This is a genomic window from Peptoanaerobacter stomatis (assembly GCF_000238095.2).
Classification (GTDB): domain Bacteria; phylum Bacillota; class Clostridia; order Peptostreptococcales; family Filifactoraceae; genus Peptoanaerobacter; species Peptoanaerobacter stomatis_A.
This window is the reverse complement of sequence record NZ_JH815225.1, coordinates 1,429,679-1,446,264: the sequence shown is the minus strand read 5'-3', so window position 1 is coordinate 1,446,264 and position 16,586 is coordinate 1,429,679. Positions and strand designations below refer to the sequence as shown.

Below are 16,586 nucleotides of genomic sequence, written 5' to 3'. Positions count from 1 at the left end.
TAAAATTTTTATTTTTTATTTGATAGTTTTATAGAATTTTACTATGACTTATGCTTTGGTGAAATTTATAATTAAAAGGAGCTATACATGTCACTTAACATAGTGTTATTTGAACCGGAAATACCTGCAAATACGGGGAATATCATAAGAACTTGTGTTTGTACAAATACTGTTTTGCACATGATAAGACCGTTCGGCTTTTCTATGAGCGAAAAGATGATAAAACGCTCAGGAATGGACTATATACAATACGCTGACATAAGATATTATGACAGTTTTGAAGAATATTATGAAAAATATGACAAGGAGAAAATGTACTTTTTTACTACAAAAGCAAGACATAAGCACAGTGATGTAGTATATAAAGACGGTGACCATCTGATATTCGGGCCTGAGAGCAGAGGATTGCCGGAAAAAATAAGAAGCATAAATGAGCAAAACAATGTGAGGATACCTATGCTTTTCAACGAACATGTACGCTCTCTCAATTTGTCAAATTCTGTAGCGATAGGTTTATTTGAAGCATTAAGACAGATAGACTACAAAGAGTTTTTATGATAAAAAATTTACTTAAATTTTTAAAATTATGATATAATCGTATAAAAATATAAATTATAAGTATTTACTTAATATTTGAGTAAAATTTGTAAAACAAAAAAATATAACTCACACGAGTTATTTTTCAGTAAGGAGAAAAATATTGCAAGAAAAGTTCATTTTAGAATCATTAGGCTGTTCCAAAAACTTGGTGGATGCCGAGGAAATGGTCTACATTCTCAATAAAAACGGATATGAAATGACAGAGGACATAAACGAGGCTACAATAGCTATAGTAAATACCTGCGGTTTCATAGAAACAGCCAAAGAAGAATCAATAGATACGATATTTGAAATTGCAAGATATAAACAGGAAAATCTAAAATATCTCATCGTTACAGGTTGCCTTGCACAACGATATTATAAAGAGTTGAAAGAAAAAATCCCCGAAGTTGACGCATTTTTAGGTACAACATCTTATGATACGATATACAACGTGATAAAGGGTTTGGAAATAGGACAGGATAACTCTCTTATATTAAATGCCGACAGGAAACTTGATCACACCAAGAAAAAGATACTCACAGACAATTATTATGCTTATGTAAAAATAGCGGAGGGTTGTGACAACAGCTGTACTTATTGTATAATACCGAGACTCAGAGGAAGATATAAAAGCAGGGGTATTGAAGAAATAATAACGGAAGTGCAAGATTTGGCAAGTCAAGGAATAAAAGAGATAATTTTGATAGCACAAGATACTTCAAAATACGGATTGGATATATATAAAGAGAAAAAACTGCCTGAGCTTTTAAGAAAATTGTCAGAAATAGACGGTATAAAATGGATAAGATTTTTATACACATATCCGGAAGATATAACGGAAGAATTGGTACAAGAAGTTAAAAATAATGACAAAGTCTGTTCATATTTTGACATACCTATCCAACACGCAAACGACAGGATTTTAAAACTTATGAACAGAAGTACGGACAAGAGCGAAATAATATCAAAAATAAAGTTGATAAGAGACAATATAGAAGATGCTATAATAAGAACCACTTTAATTACAGGCTTTCCAAGCGAAAGTGAAGACGATATAGATGAGCTTGAAGATTTTATAAGAGATATAAAATTCAACAAGTTAGGAGTATTTGCATATTCTCAAGAGGAAGGCACAAAAGCCGGAAAAATGAAAGAGCAGATAGATGAAGATGTGAAAAAACAAAGACAAGACAGAATTATGAATGTGCAATATGAAATAGCAAACAGGTTAAATGAATCTTATATAGGTAAAATATTTACAGCAATAATAGATGAGGTGTATGAAGACTATGTTGTAGCACGCTCATATATGGACGTTATTGAAGTGGATACTGTAATATATGTGACTACAGATAAAAAACATAAAAAAGGTGATTTTATAAAAGTGCTGATAACAGATACCTTGGAATATGATTTAAAAGCTGAGGAGGTGTAGTATTGAATACCCCTAATAAACTTACAATTCTAAGAATGATTTTAGTACCATTTTTCTTAGTATCGTTTTATATAGAGATAAAAAATTTGGGCAGTTCTTTGATAATATCTACAATAATATTTGTAATAGCATCAATAACAGATTTTTTTGACGGCTATTTGGCAAGAAAATATAATCTTGTAACAGATTTCGGAAAGTTTATGGATCCCCTTGCCGATAAGATATTGGTTGCGGCAGCTATGATATGCTTGGTGGGAGCGTCAAGAATGCCTGCATGGATGGCTGTGCTCATAATATCAAGAGAGTATGCAATAAGTATATTAAGAGCAATAGCTGCGTCTTCGGGCAAAGTAATAGCTGCATCCTCAGGCGGAAAAATTAAAACAGTCACACAGATAATAGCCATAATTATGTTACTTCTCAACATTCAGTTTGCTATGTATGTTATGATTATAGCGGTAGTTGCCACATTTTACTCAGGAGTAGAATATATATATATAAACAGACATTTGCTCACATATTGATAAGTTTTTAAACTCGTTGTTTATATGGCTTTATAATTAAATTGATAAAAAATATGAAATTTGATATAATCATTTTTGATATGAATACAAAGTTTTTGAAAAATAATATAATTTTATAATAAATTCGGGAGGAATAATGGCTGATAAAAAGAAACAGATAAAAAGAGAAGAAGTGGTTGACAAGAAAAAAGCTCTTGAAGATGTGCTTGCCAGAATAGAAAAAGACTTTGGAAAAGGTGCTATAATGTTGCTTGGAGAAAATACTAAGATGAATGTGGAAACTATATCCACAGGTTCGGTAGGTCTTGATAAAGCAATAGGCGTAGGCGGGCTGCCAAAGGGAAGAATAATAGAAATATACGGACCTGAATCATCAGGTAAAACTACGGTGGCACTTCATTGTGTGGCAGAGGCACAAAAAGTAGGAGGATCTGCGGCATTTATAGATGCTGAGCATGCACTTGATCCTGTATATGCAAAAGCACTTGGCGTTGATATAGATTCATTGCTTATTTCACAACCGGATACCGGAGAACAGGCACTCGAAATAACAGATGTACTTGTTAGAAGCGGCGGTGTAGATATAGTGGTAGTTGACTCTGTAGCTGCATTAGTTCCTAAAAGTGAAATAGAAGGAGATATGGGAGACACTTTCATAGGACTTCAAGCAAGACTTATGTCTCAGGCGCTTAGAAAGTTGGCAGGACATATAAATAGATCAAAGACGGTAGTAATATTTATAAATCAACTTAGAGCAAATATAAATTCAGTAGGATTTGGAGGTCCTAATGAAACTACAACAGGAGGTAGAGCGCTCAAATTCTATTCATCTATAAGATTGGACGTAAGAAGAATAGGTTCAGTAAAACAAGGCGAAGAAATTATAGGAAGTAGAGTAAAAGTAAAAGTGGCAAAAAACAAAGTTGCACCTCCTTTTAAGTTATGTGAATTTGATATAATGTACGGCAAAGGAATATCACAGGCAGGTGAGATACTTGACATTGCAATAGCTACCAAAATAGTAAAAAAAGCAGGAGCATGGTTCAGCTATGGAGAAAGAAAATTGGGACAAGGAAGAGAAAATGTAAAAAAATTACTCGAAGAAGATATAGATTTGCTTGAAGAGTTAAAAGAAAAAATAAACGAATTTGAAGTATTACCTGATTTAAAACAAGAAGAAAAATTAGGCAAAGATATAGAAAATGATGAATTGGATATAGAGCTTGAGGAAGAAGCAATAGACGAAGAATAAAACAAAAAAACTTTAAGTCAAAAAAATAGGCTTAAAGTTTTTTTTGTTTTTTTATATGTATCAATTTGAATTATATAAAATATTTGATATAATATGTAATATAAATTTAAGGGAATTTTAAAAAATATATGATATTATAAATAAGTAAAAATGTTCAAAATGAGTTTGAAAATTTAAAACATATTTTTAAACTTTTTATATTCATAAATTAGATTGGGGGAATTTAAAATGGCTATAAGTTTATCAAAAGGTCAAAAAGTAGATTTGACAAAAGGCAATCCGGGATTGTCAACTGTTGTTGTAGGTCTCGGTTGGGACACTAACAAATATGATGGAGGAAGCGATTTTGACCTTGATGCGTCTGCATTTTTACAAGACAGTGGTGGAAAAGTAAGAAGAGAGACAGATTTTATATTTTACAACAATTTGAAAGACCCTTCCGGAGCTGTACAACACCTTGGTGATAATAGAACAGGTGAAGGTGAAGGTGATGATGAACAAATAAGAATAGAGCTTACTAAAGTTCCTGCAGATGTAATGAAAATAGCATTTACAGTTACTATCCATGAGGCTGAGCAAAGAGCGCAAAATTTCGGTCAGGTATCCAATTCTTTCATAAGAGTATTCAATGAAGAAAACAACGAAGAGCTTATAAGATACGATTTAGGTGAAGATTTTTCTATAGAAACTGCAGTAGTTGTAGGAGAATTATACAGATATCAGGGAGAATGGAAGTTCAGTGCGATAGGTAGCGGTTTTCAAGGCGGGCTAGCAGCACTTTGCAAAAATTTCGGTTTAGAAGTATAAAGGAGTATAGCTATGAAATATGAAATATTATATAAGGGTGCATTTCCTTTAATAAGAGCCATTCTTAGTCAAGGTGAGATGATAAAAGCTGAATCAGATGCTATGGTTTCCATGTCTTCAACAGTTGATGTAGAAGGAAGTATGGAAGGCGGAGTATTAAAAGGTTTTACAAGAATGTTGGCAGGAGAAAAATTTTTCTTCCAAAGACTGACTGCTAAAAGAGGAGACGGAGAAGTGTTATTGGCACCGTCTTTACTTGGAGATGTAATAGATGTAGAGCTTGATGGAACTTATTCATTAAGAGTTCAAAAAGACGGATTTTTGGCAGGAACACAAGGCATAGAAGTTGACACTAAGGTGCAAAATCTTTCAAAGGGGTTGTTCTCAGGAGAAGGCTTTTTCATTCTTAATGTTTCAGGAAAAGGTACAGTATTCTTGAGCTCTTACGGTTCAATACATAGCATAAATCTTGAGGCTGGTCAAGAAATAGTAATAGACAACAACCATCTTGTTGCATGGCCTGATCATATGGAATATAAAATAGAAAAAGCTGCTTCAGGCTGGATATCAAGTTTTACTTCAGGAGAGATGCTTGTTTGTAGGTTTAGAGGTCCAGGAAATATACTTATTCAAACTCGAAATCCTAAGGGTTTTGCAGGCTGGATAAGACAATTCATTCCTGCAAAATAACCTGATTAAATTACTATACAAATAGTTGACTTGCTCTTTAAATTTGACTGTTTGTATAGTATTATATTTTTTTATTGTATATACAATGTTATAAATAATTTTTGAACAGAAAATTGACAAAATATACTTATATTTTATTAAATAACACTCAAATTATAATTATTGTCAATAAATTTTTTAAGGAGTATGTCAATATGTCTATAAATTTGCAAAAAGGACAAAAAGTAGATTTAACCAAAGATAATCCCAATTTTTCAAATATAGTTGTAGGCTTGGGATGGGATCCTGTAAGAGAGAATAAAGGCTTATTCGGAGGTTTATTTGGAGGTTCTGCGCCACAAATAGACTGCGATGCGTCTGTAATAATGCTTGAAGATGGGGACAGATTTATAAGAAAAGAAGACCTTATATATTTCGGCAACTTGAAGGGCGAAGGTATAAATCATACAGGAGACAATCTTACAGGTGACGGAGACGGCGATGACGAGCAGATAATAGTAAAATTGAATGAAGTACCTCAAAGGATAAAAAAACTTGTGTTCGTTGTCAATATTTACGACTGTATAAAGAGAAAACAACATTTCGGTATGATACAAAATGCTTTTATCAGAATAGTCGACAAGTCAAACGGAAAAGAGTTTTTGAAATATAATTTATCCGACAATTACAACGAAAAGACAGCATTAATTGCCGGAGAAATATACAGACACAACGGAGAGTGGAAATTTGCAGCAATAGGCGAAGGAACAAGAGATGCCTCTCTATCAGATTTGGTTAGAAAATATATTTAATACCGATATTTTTGAAAAACGGATATTTGTATAATTAAATAAATTCACAGTTTATATAAAAACGGCTATTACAAGGCATATATTTGCTTAAAAATAGCTGTTTTATTTTGTTTTATGCCTATTTGATAAGATAATAGTATTATGATAAAAATTTATATCAAAAAATAAAAATTATTGCGTTTTATGTAAGTAATAGGGGTATAATTTAAAAATATTTATACCAATATTTAAAAATGTGAGGAAAAATTATGAAATATGATTTTAAAGGTTTAAATGACGAGCAGATAGAAAAATCAAGGAAAGAAAATGGTTCTAATGCTCTGACACCTGTGGAAACAGAATCCTTTATGGATAAGCTTAAGGAAAATTTGAAAGACCCTATAATAAGAATACTTATATTTGCACTTGTGCTTAATGTGGTATTTTATTTTATGGGTAAAGGACACTGGTATGAGGCACTTGGAATAGCGGTTGCTGTTGCACTTGCCACATTCATATCTACATGGTCGGAATATTCAAACGAAGAGTCATTCCAAAAATTGCAAGACGAGGCATCGAAGATAAACAGTAAAGTTTTTAGAAATGACGAAATAACCTCTATATTGATAGACGATATAGTAAAAGGCGAGTATGTGTTGTTGCAATCAGGTGATAAAGTGCCTGCTGACGGTTATCTTGTAAGCGGAGATATAAAAGCGGATCAGGCATCACTTACAGGAGAAAGTATTGAAGTTGAAAAATTGCCGACAGACGAGCAAACTGCATTGAGCAATTCAACAGACTTGTCCTCTCCATACAATATATATAGAGGGACGACTGTATTGTCAGGAGAAGGAGTTGCAGTTATAACATCTGTAGGAGATAACACTGTATACGGTTCGCTTGCTCAAGAGATGAAAGCAGATGACAGACCTTCCCCATTAAAATTAAAATTGTCAAACCTTGCCGATTTTATAAGTAAAGCGGGATATTTATTTGCAGTATTGATATTTATATCATATATGATAAACAAAATATTTATCCATAACAATTTTGATATGGCACTTATAAGTGCATATTTTACAGACCTTGGTACTTTGGCTAATGATATTGTAACAGCTATAATATTGGCAGTAATAATAATAGTCGTTGCAGTACCTGAAGGCTTGCCGATGATGATAGCCATGGTGCTTTCATTAAATATGAAAAAAATGCTTAAAGATAACATATTGGTAAGAAAACTTATAGGTATAGAAACAGCCGGAAGTTTGAACTTACTATTTTCAGATAAGACAGGTACAATAACAAAAGGTATTTTGGAGGCAGTTTTATTTATAGACGGAGATAAAAATGAATATAAATCATTTGAAGAATTGCCAAAAAAATTGTCAGAGTATTTAGACTTATCACTCAAAAAAAATACCAATGCAATAATCAAGAAAAGTGGCAATAATATAGAAGTATTGGGAGGAAATTCAACAGAAAAAGCATTATTAAGATTTGTTGCAAAATCCGACAAAAAATTTGAAAATTTTGAAACAGTAGATACTATGCCGTTCAGCAGTGACAAAAAATTTTCCGCCACACAAATAAAAGGAGATATGGACATCACACTCATAAAAGGTGCAGGAGAAAGAATAGTAGATTATTGCAATACCTGTTATGACGAAAATGGCAACATAGTAGAGTTTACTAAAAAAGAGCAGTTAATAGAGATGATGAACGAGTTATCAGCAAAATCCATAAGACTTTTGGGAGTTGCCACTACAAATTCAGCCATAGATGATATGAATTTTGACTCAAAAGATATGACACTTGTAGGAGTATTCGGAATAAGGGACGATTTAAGACAAGAGTCCGTATACGCTATAAAAGAGGCTATGGACGCAGGAATACAAGTAGTAATGATAACAGGCGACAGAAAAGAAACAGCGCAGGCAATAGCAAAAGATGCAGGACTTATCAAAAACAACAGCGACATAGCGATAACATCAGATGATTTGAATGTTATGTCAGATGATGAAATCAAGAAAATACTTCCCAATATAAGAGTAATTGCAAGAGCATTACCTACTGATAAATCAAGACTTGTAAAAATAGCACAGGAGATGGATTTGGTTGTAGGTATGACAGGTGACGGAGTAAATGACAGTCCGGCACTTAAAAAAGCAGACGTAGGTTTTGCTATGGGTAGCGGTACAGAAGTTGCAAAAGAAGCCGGAGATATAGTGATATTGGACGACAACTTCCTTTCAATCACAAAGGCAATCCTATATGGTAGAACAATATTCCACAGCATAAGAAAATTTATAGTATTCCAGCTTACAATCAACGTTGCGGCACTTCTTATAGCATTTATAGGACCGTTTATAGGAGTAGAATTACCGCTTACAATGACACAGATGTTGTGGGTAAACTTGGTTATGGATACATTGGCAGCATTGGCGTTTGGTGGAGAGCCGGCATTAGAAAGATATATGAAAGAAAAGCCGAAATCAAGACGAGAAAATATAATAAGCTCCAATATGAAAAGTGAAATAGCTGTGGGAGGATTATATGTAGCGGCAATGTCAATATTTTTTCTAAAATCTCCTGCTATAAGAGACATGTTCAGAGACGGAACAGGAGAAAATACAGACATATATTTCTTGACAGGATTTTTCACAATGTTTATATTTGTCAACGTGTTTAACGCATTTAATGCAAGAACATCAAAGATGAACCTATTTGACAACATACACTTAAATCAAAGTTTTATCAAAATAATGGCATTTATAGCCATAGTACAAGTTGTACTCACATATTTTGGAGGAAGCGTGTTAAGAACGGCAGGGCTCAACTCACAAGAGTGGATAGTAGTAATAGCTATGGCATTTACAATAATACCTATAGACTTGATAAGAAAAATGATATTCAAAAATTAAATATTAGTACAACAAAAAACCATTAACTTAATCGTTAGTGGTTTTTTGTTGTATTTCATTCCCTTACGGGGGAGATGTTGTTTCATATCAAATAAGCAAATTTGTCAATTAATTTAATGGTTGTCTGTAATTGCAGTTTTGCTAAAAATAAATATCCGGTATAGGGTTTTTCATAAAAAACATACACATTGAGCCGGGACCTATATGCGCGCCTATTATAGGACCTATTGTGCCGAGGATGAAATTGTCGTTTGTAAGCCCAAAATCTTCTTTGATTGTATCTCTAAGTGTGAGTAACATTTCTTCGTCATCCGATTTTTCGAGCCATATTTGAGAATTTTTCAAATCTGTCGTTTCTATTCTATCCTTTAGTATTTCTATATATTTTTTATACATTTTCTTAACGCCTCTTACTCTGTCGGATAGATGTAAACTGCCGTCATCTGCGTTGAGAAAAGGCTTGATATTGAGTGTGTTTGCAATCATTGCGACAACATTTGGAAGTCTGCCTCCGCGTGCCACATATTTTAAATCATCAAGCGATGCTGTGGACACCATATTGTTTTGTATAAAATTGAGCAATTCCAAAAGTGTGTCTATATTATGTCCGGCATTTGCGGATTTTGCCAGCATATATGTGGCAAAACCGTGTCCTAATGAACAACATTTGGAATCTACAGAGTATATCGGGGCATTAGGGTATAATTCTTTTACAACGTTTATTGCCATCTGAGAAGTTTTTGATGATGAGGATATTCCGGATGACATTACTATACTGAGCATAGGTATGTTATTTTCGGCATAATAAGTATATTTTTCGATATAATCTGCAAGAGGAATTTGAGAAGTTTTGTAGATTATACCTTCTTTCATATTTTTGTACATAACATCAGGTGTTATATCTATTCCGTCTTTGTAATTAGTTGTACCGTCTGTTATAGGAACCGGCATTATATCTATATTCATTTCTTCAACAAGGTTTTTTGGAAGGTCGCAAGCGCTGTCTGCTACTATCCTTATATTCATAAATAAATCTCCTTAGATAAAAAATTTTATTAATATTTCAGCTTGTGACATAAAAATGGTATTGCAAATATTTTATGTACTAAAATCATATTTTTCTTAATAATTTAAGAAAAACATGATAATTAGATTATACATTATAAATAAAAATATCACAAATAGAAAATAAAAAATATTATTAATTAAACACACTTATGTTTGCGAAATAAAGACAATTATGGTAATTATATTGAGAATTCTGTGTAAAGAGTTTTAAAAAAATCACTTTTATTTATTGCATTTTTTATAATATTAATATATAATGAGATACTATACAAAATACTTTTACATAAGATATGCATATTAGAAACCATATTAGATTCAATTTATTCTATTTGGTTTGTATTTTGCATTGTGCAGAAAATGAGTTTTACAAAGTATTGAGTATTTAATAAAATTTGGAGGTGTTTATTTTGAAAGGCAAAGGATTGAAATTTCTTAGTATGTCATTGATAGTGACTATGTTACTGACAGCATGTGGCGGTTCAGGAGAGAAGAAAGACGATACAAAGACAGGCGATAATGCTCCTGCTGCGACAGATGTAGCTACACCGCAAGTAAACAGAATTGTAACAAGTAATATGGCTGAACCGGGTTCACTTGATCCGGCAAAAGCAAGAGGAACTCATGAATCATTCCCTCTACAACATTTATTCGCAGGACTTACAAAAGTAACAGCGGAAGGTAAAGTTGAAAATGCACTTGCAGATAAAATAGAACTATCAGAAGACGGTTTGGTGTATACAATTACACTTAAAGACGGATTAAAATGGTCAGACGGTAATCCGCTTACAGCAGCTGACTTTGAATATGCTTGGAAGAGGGTTCTTGACCCGGCGATAGCATCAGACTATGCATATCAATTGTATTATGTAAAAGGCGGACAGGAGTATAACGAAGGCAAAGGTAAGATAGAAGATGTAGGAGTAAAAGCTTTAGACGATAAAACTTTAGAAGTGACTTTAAAACAACCGACAGCGTATTTTGACAGTTTAATGGCGTTTTACACATTATATCCTGTTGAAAAAGCCGTTGTTGAAGCTAATCCTGATTGGGCAAAAGATCCAAGCACATATGTATCTAACGGACCTTTCATATTGAAAGAATGGACACATAATGCTAAGATAGTTTTGGATAAAAATCCTAACTTCTATGACGCTGAAAATGTTAAAATAGACGGTATAGATCTTGATATACTTGAAGATCAAAGTACAGTATATCAAAAATATGTGGCAGGTGAATACAATATGACAGTTGAACTTCCATTGGAAGTTACAGCTCAAATGAAACAGGAAAACAATCCTGAATTGGTAGTAGGTGCAGACGTAGGTTTATACTACTACAATCTTAATCCGGCTATAAAACCTTTAAACAATGTTAAAGTTAGAAAAGCTTTATCTCTTGCATTGGATAGAAATGTAATAACTGAAAACATAACAAAAGGCGGACAGGTGCCTGCAACTGCAATAGTGCCTTTGGGGCTATATGACGAGAACGGTAAAGAATTCAGTGAAGCTAATAAAGATATGGTAAAGACAGATGTTGAAGAAGCTAAGAAACTTTTAGCTGAAGGTCTTGCTGAAGAAAATATGAAGCCTGAAGATGTTAATTTGACAATACTTTACAATACAAGTGAAAACCACAAGAAAATAGCAGAAGCTATTCAACAAATGTGGAATAAAGAACTTGGTATTAACTTAAATCTTGAAAATACTGAATTCAAAGTAAAAATAGATAGAGAAACAAACAAAGAATATGATATATCAAGATCAGGTTGGATAGGAGACTATCTTGATCCTATGACATTTATGGATTTATGGCTTACAGGTGCGCCTAACAACTATGTTAGCTACAGCAACCCTGAATATGATAAACTTATAAAAGAAGCTCAAGCAAGTACGGATCAAAAATTGAGAATGGATAACATGAAAGCGGCTGAAAGAATGATACTTGAAGATGCTGCAATAGTTCCTATTTATTTCTATACTCATCCATATGTTGTAAAACCGAATGTTAAAGGTATATATAAGACAGCTATAAACTATCCTAACTTGACTTATGCTGAAATTACTTTAAACAAGTAGAATTTTATAATATAAAATAGACTTTCTTTGTGTAAAAGTAGGAGTATTTCTCCTACTTTTACTTTAATAAAATAAAATGTTTTTTTAATTGAATTATTGACAAAAAATGATTAAAAGTATTATGAAAATATGAAAACCATCAATAATGTAAGATACTAATACATATATAACTTTTTGGCTCAAATATCCATAAAATTTATAGGATTATGTTATTAAGATTATTTGTTTTTTATAATTTGATAGTATTTTTAATGTTTTTGTTTAAAAACTTTTAGGTGGTTATTTAAAATGGGAAAATATATATTAAAACGTGTTGCTATGGCTATTGTGACGATATGGGCCATAATAACAATAACATTTTTTCTCATGCACGCAGTACCTGGAGATCCGTTTTCAAAAGAAGGTGGCAAGATGCCTAAGGTAGTGTATGAGAACCTTGTAAAACAATATGGTTTGGATAAGCCTTTATCGGAGCAGTATGTAATCTATCTTAAAAATGTTTCCAAATTTGATTTTGGTCGTTCTATGAAATCTGATGTTGAAACAGTTAATCAGATGATAAAAAGAGGATTTCCTGTGTCTGCAAGATTAGGATTACAAGCTCTATGTATTTCTTTGATATTAGGTCCGCTTCTTGGGACATTTGCGGCTATAAATCAAAATAAAGCGGCGGATTATGTAGCAACTGTGATTGCTATAATTGGGGTATCTGTGCCAAGTTTCGTGTTGGGGGCATTGTTTATTCAAATAACAGCTACTTATTTTAAGGGTTTTCCGATAGGCGGTTGGGGTTCTTTTAAACATACAATATTACCTTCTCTTGCGCTGTCTTTGATGACGCTTGCATATATGGCGAGACTTATGCGTTCTACAATGCTTGAGGTATTGAATCAGGATTATATAAAAACAGCACGTTCAAAGGGTATAGCTAATAAAGTGGTAATCTTCAAACATGCTGTCAGAAATGCTATATTGCCTATAATATCTTCGCTTGGAACAAGTGCTACAAACCTGCTTGTAGGTAGCTTCGTAATAGAAAAGATATTCGGTATTCCGGGATTGGGTATGTTTTTTGTTACGTCTATAAATAACAGGGATTATCCTTTGATAATGGGTACTACGATATTTTATTCTTCTATATTGGTATTTATGATACTTATAGTGGATGTTTTATATATGATTATAGATCCGAGAATAAAACTTGCGGATGGGGGTGAATGATTTTGGTAGAAGTATCTAAAAATATGAATGACAGTGAACAAAATTTTACAAGAGAAATGTTTCAAAAAATTGACAGAACTCAGATGAATGCCGAAAGAATTTCACGTCCTACTATAAAGTATTGGGCAGATGTGTTCAGAAGATTAAAAATGAATAAACTTGCTATGTTCGGACTATGTATGATAATAATACTTGCCATAATGGCGATAGTGGGAAGATATATATCAGGCTACACTTATTTTGATCAGGATTATGCTAATATGAATATAAAACCGAATTCTTCATTTTGGTTCGGTACGGATTCGCTTGGTAGAGATATATTCACAAGAATATGGTATGGTACGGGCTATTCTTTGCTTATTGGTGCTATGACAGCTTTCATATCATTTACAATAGGTATATTATATGGAGGATTTGCAGGTATAACAGGCGGCAAAGTGGATATGCTTATGATGAGAATTGCTGAGATAATATATTCTATACCATATCTTCTAATAGTAATACTATTGTCTGTCGTATTTTCATCTTCCGGAGGAAGCAGTTTTTTTGTAATAATATTTGCGCTCAGCTTTACAAGTTGGACACCTCTTGCGATACTTGTAAGAGGACAAGTTTTACAATTAAAACAAAGTGAATATGCACTTGCGTCCACATCTATAGGGGCATCAAAGTGGTATATACTCAGAAAGCATATAATACCCAATTCAATGGGACCTATATTGGTAGATGTTACCTTGACAGTGCCGAGAGCTATATTTTCAGAGGCTACATTGGGCTTTTTGGGTCTTGGTTTGCAAGCGCCGAAAGCATCTCTTGGAACTCTTGTAAATGATGGTCTTACAGGTATGGCGGTAGGTAATTACTATCAGATTATAATTCCGGCGATATTCATATCTTTAATAATGTTTTCATTTAACGTATTAGGTGACGGTCTTAGAGATTCGCTTGACCCACGCCTTAGAAAGTAGGAGGATTATATGTCAAATTTATTAGAAGTAAAAAATTTACAGGTGTCCTTCCAGACTTTTTTTGGAGAAGTTGAAGCTGTCAGAGGGATAAGTTTTAATGTTGAAAAGGGTAAGACCTTGGCTATAGTTGGAGAGTCAGGTTGTGGGAAATCCGTAACGGCAGGCTCTATAATGAAGTTATTGCCACAACCGCCTGTACTTTATAAAGGTGGAGAGATATTATTTGAAGGTGAAAATTTAATACCTAAATCTGAAAAAGAGATGAATGAATATCGTGGAAATAAAATAGCTATGATATTTCAAGATCCGATGACTTCGCTTAATCCTACGATGAAAATAGGTAAGCAGATAGTTGAAGGGCTAAGACGTCATAAAAAGATGAGCAGTGAAGAGGCGCATAAAAAGGCTATTGAAATGCTTGAGCTTGTTGCAGTACCACAGGCGGATAAGAGAGTAAATCAATATCCGCACGAATTTTCAGGCGGTATGAGACAAAGAGTTATGATTGCTCTTGCAATGTCTTGTAATCCATCGCTTCTTATAGCTGATGAGCCTACCACAGCGCTTGATGTTACCGTACAGGCGCAGATACTTGATCTTATGAAGGATATCCAAGATAAGATGGGTATGTCCATAATACTTATAACGCATGACCTCGGAATAGTTGCAGACAAAGCGGATGATGTTGTCGTTATGTACGCAGGACAGATAGTGGAGCAAGGCAAAACTAATGATATATTTTATAATCCTAAACATCCATATACAAAAAATCTGTTGGCATCAGTGCCAAGACCGGATATGAAAAAAGATGAACCTCTTTATTCAATACAAGGCACACCTCCGGATTTGTATAAACCACCTATGGGATGTGGATTTTTTGATAGATGTAATGAAGCAATGATTGTGTGTGAAAATAATATGCCGGTTTTTTCTAACCATGGTAATGAACATTTCAGTAGATGTTTTCTAAATCACAAACTTGCAAATAAAGAGGTGTGATATGGAAAAACTTATAAGCGTTAAAAATCTGAAAAAATATTTTAAAGTATCAGCCGGAACTTTAAAAGCTGTTGATGATGTGAGTTTTGATATATATGATGGGGAAACATTCGGACTTGTTGGAGAATCCGGTTGTGGTAAATCTACTTGTGGAAGAACATTGCTTAGATTATATGAGCCTACAGGAGGAGAAGTATTCTTTAACGGAGAAAATATTTGTGGATTATCAAGAGATAAGATGACAGTTATAAGAAAAAGCATGCAGATGATATTTCAAGATCCATATGCCTCATTAGATCCGAGAATGCCGGTAGAAGATATAGTCGCTGAACCTCTTGATGTACACGGAATTTGTAAAAATGCAACTGAAAGACATGAAAAAGTTGTGGAGTTATTAAAACTGGTTGGTCTTGGAGAAGAACACGCATCAAGATTTCCTCACGAGTTTTCAGGCGGACAAAGACAAAGAGTGGGTATAGCAAGAGCACTTGCATTAAACCCTAAGTTTATAGTTTGTGATGAGCCGATATCGGCATTGGACGTATCTATACAGGCACAAGTTGTTAACTTGCTTAAAGAGCTTCAAAATAAACTTGGGCTTACTTATCTTTTCATTGCACATGACTTGTCAATGGTAAGATATATATCAGACAGAGTAGGTGTTATGTATCTTGGAAAAATGGTAGAAATAGCGGAATCTAATGAGCTTTATGATAACCCTATTCATCCATATACAAGTGCGTTATTATCAGCAATACCTATACCAGATCCTGATGTACAAAAATCAAGAAAAAGAATAGTATTGGAAGGCGATGTGCCAAGTCCGATTAATCCTAAACCTTGTTGCAGGTTGAAAGACAGATGTGCATATGCGATAGATATATGTTCAAAAGAAGAACCTGTAATGCAGGAAATAAAAGAAAAGCATTTTGTGGCTTGCCATAGAGCAAAAGAATTTGTAAAATAAATTTTAAAGACATCTGATATTATAAAAAAATGTTAGGTGTCTTTTTTGTATAAAAAATTAAACCGCCCATATTGAGCGGTTTTTTATAATATTTTATATATACTAATACTATTTTCTAATAAAATTATGGATAAGTTGTATAATTATATAAAATTAATATACATAGTCTACCAGAAAAATTAATTGTTATGATTTTCCATTATTCTATAAGATTTTAGTATAAAAGCTAATGGAATAATGGATATTATTATTTTTAATAATTTATTTAGTTAAGTAAAATTAAGTATATTTAAAATAAATC

The 16,586-nt window shown here is 33.1% G+C and carries 14 protein-coding genes; 13 read left to right on the top strand and 1 reads right to left on the bottom strand.

The window, feature by feature from the left end:
• Positions 1-87 precede the first annotated feature (87 nt).
• The 8 genes from HMPREF9630_RS06190 (at position 88) to HMPREF9630_RS06155 (ending at position 8,984) form a co-directional block, all read left to right on the top strand.
• Positions 88-558 (top strand): tRNA (cytidine(34)-2'-O)-methyltransferase, encoded by a 471-nt coding sequence (locus HMPREF9630_RS06190; RefSeq protein WP_009527657.1) that lies wholly within the window; start codon positions 88-90, stop codon positions 556-558.
• A gap of 142 nt (positions 559-700) precedes the next feature.
• Entirely contained in the window at positions 701-2,017 is a 1,317-nt protein-coding gene (gene rimO, locus HMPREF9630_RS06185) for a 30S ribosomal protein S12 methylthiotransferase RimO (protein WP_009527656.1), read from the top strand.
• Between the two features lie 2 nt (positions 2,018-2,019).
• A complete protein-coding gene (pgsA, locus tag HMPREF9630_RS06180) occupies positions 2,020-2,541 on the top strand; it encodes a CDP-diacylglycerol--glycerol-3-phosphate 3-phosphatidyltransferase (RefSeq protein WP_009527655.1) in 522 nt (173 codons plus the stop codon).
• Between the two features lie 136 nt (positions 2,542-2,677).
• Positions 2,678-3,793: a recombinase RecA gene (recA, locus tag HMPREF9630_RS06175; protein ID WP_009527654.1), complete on the top strand. Its 1,116-nt coding sequence runs from the start codon at positions 2,678-2,680 to the stop codon at positions 3,791-3,793.
• 228 nt (positions 3,794-4,021) lie between these two features.
• Positions 4,022-4,600, top strand: a complete 579-nt coding sequence (locus HMPREF9630_RS06170; protein ID WP_009527653.1) for a TerD family protein — start codon at positions 4,022-4,024, stop codon at positions 4,598-4,600.
• Positions 4,601-4,612: 12 nt separating this feature from the next.
• Positions 4,613-5,290: a TIGR00266 family protein gene (locus tag HMPREF9630_RS06165; protein ID WP_009527652.1), complete on the top strand. Its 678-nt coding sequence runs from the start codon at positions 4,613-4,615 to the stop codon at positions 5,288-5,290.
• Positions 5,291-5,484: 194 nt separating this feature from the next.
• Entirely contained in the window at positions 5,485-6,081 is a 597-nt protein-coding gene (locus HMPREF9630_RS06160; protein ID WP_009527651.1) for a TerD family protein, read from the top strand.
• Positions 6,082-6,329: 248 nt separating this feature from the next.
• Positions 6,330-8,984: a calcium-translocating P-type ATPase, PMCA-type gene (locus HMPREF9630_RS06155; protein ID WP_009527650.1), complete on the top strand. Its 2,655-nt coding sequence runs from the start codon at positions 6,330-6,332 to the stop codon at positions 8,982-8,984.
• 141 nt (positions 8,985-9,125) lie between these two features.
• Here the strand turns inward: HMPREF9630_RS06155 and HMPREF9630_RS06150 are convergent, their stop codons facing one another.
• Complete coding sequence (locus HMPREF9630_RS06150) at positions 9,126-10,010, bottom strand: DegV family protein (RefSeq protein WP_009527649.1); 885 nt, start codon at positions 10,008-10,010, stop codon at positions 9,126-9,128.
• Positions 10,011-10,459: 449 nt separating this feature from the next.
• On the opposite strand from HMPREF9630_RS06150, the gene HMPREF9630_RS06145 reads away from it, so the two are divergent.
• The 5 genes from HMPREF9630_RS06145 to HMPREF9630_RS06125 all read left to right on the top strand — a co-directional run bounded on the left by HMPREF9630_RS06145 (position 10,460) and on the right by HMPREF9630_RS06125 (position 16,285).
• A complete protein-coding gene (locus HMPREF9630_RS06145; protein ID WP_009527648.1) occupies positions 10,460-12,130 on the top strand; it encodes a peptide ABC transporter substrate-binding protein in 1,671 nt (556 codons plus the stop codon).
• A 288-nt stretch (positions 12,131-12,418) separates the two neighbouring features.
• On the top strand, positions 12,419-13,351 hold the full coding sequence (locus HMPREF9630_RS06140; RefSeq protein WP_009527647.1) for an ABC transporter permease: 933 nt from the start codon (positions 12,419-12,421) through the stop codon (positions 13,349-13,351).
• Positions 13,348-14,319 (top strand): ABC transporter permease, encoded by a 972-nt coding sequence (locus HMPREF9630_RS06135; protein WP_009527646.1) that lies wholly within the window; start codon positions 13,348-13,350, stop codon positions 14,317-14,319. Before HMPREF9630_RS06140 ends, HMPREF9630_RS06135 begins: the two co-directional genes overlap by 4 nt.
• A 9-nt stretch (positions 14,320-14,328) precedes the next feature.
• Positions 14,329-15,318 (top strand): ABC transporter ATP-binding protein, encoded by a 990-nt coding sequence (locus tag HMPREF9630_RS06130; RefSeq protein WP_009527645.1) that lies wholly within the window; start codon positions 14,329-14,331, stop codon positions 15,316-15,318.
• Position 15,319: 1 nt separating this feature from the next.
• Positions 15,320-16,285, top strand: coding sequence for an ABC transporter ATP-binding protein (locus HMPREF9630_RS06125; protein WP_009527644.1), 966 nt, complete (start codon positions 15,320-15,322; stop codon positions 16,283-16,285).
• The last annotated feature ends 301 nt before the right edge of the window (positions 16,286-16,586 follow it).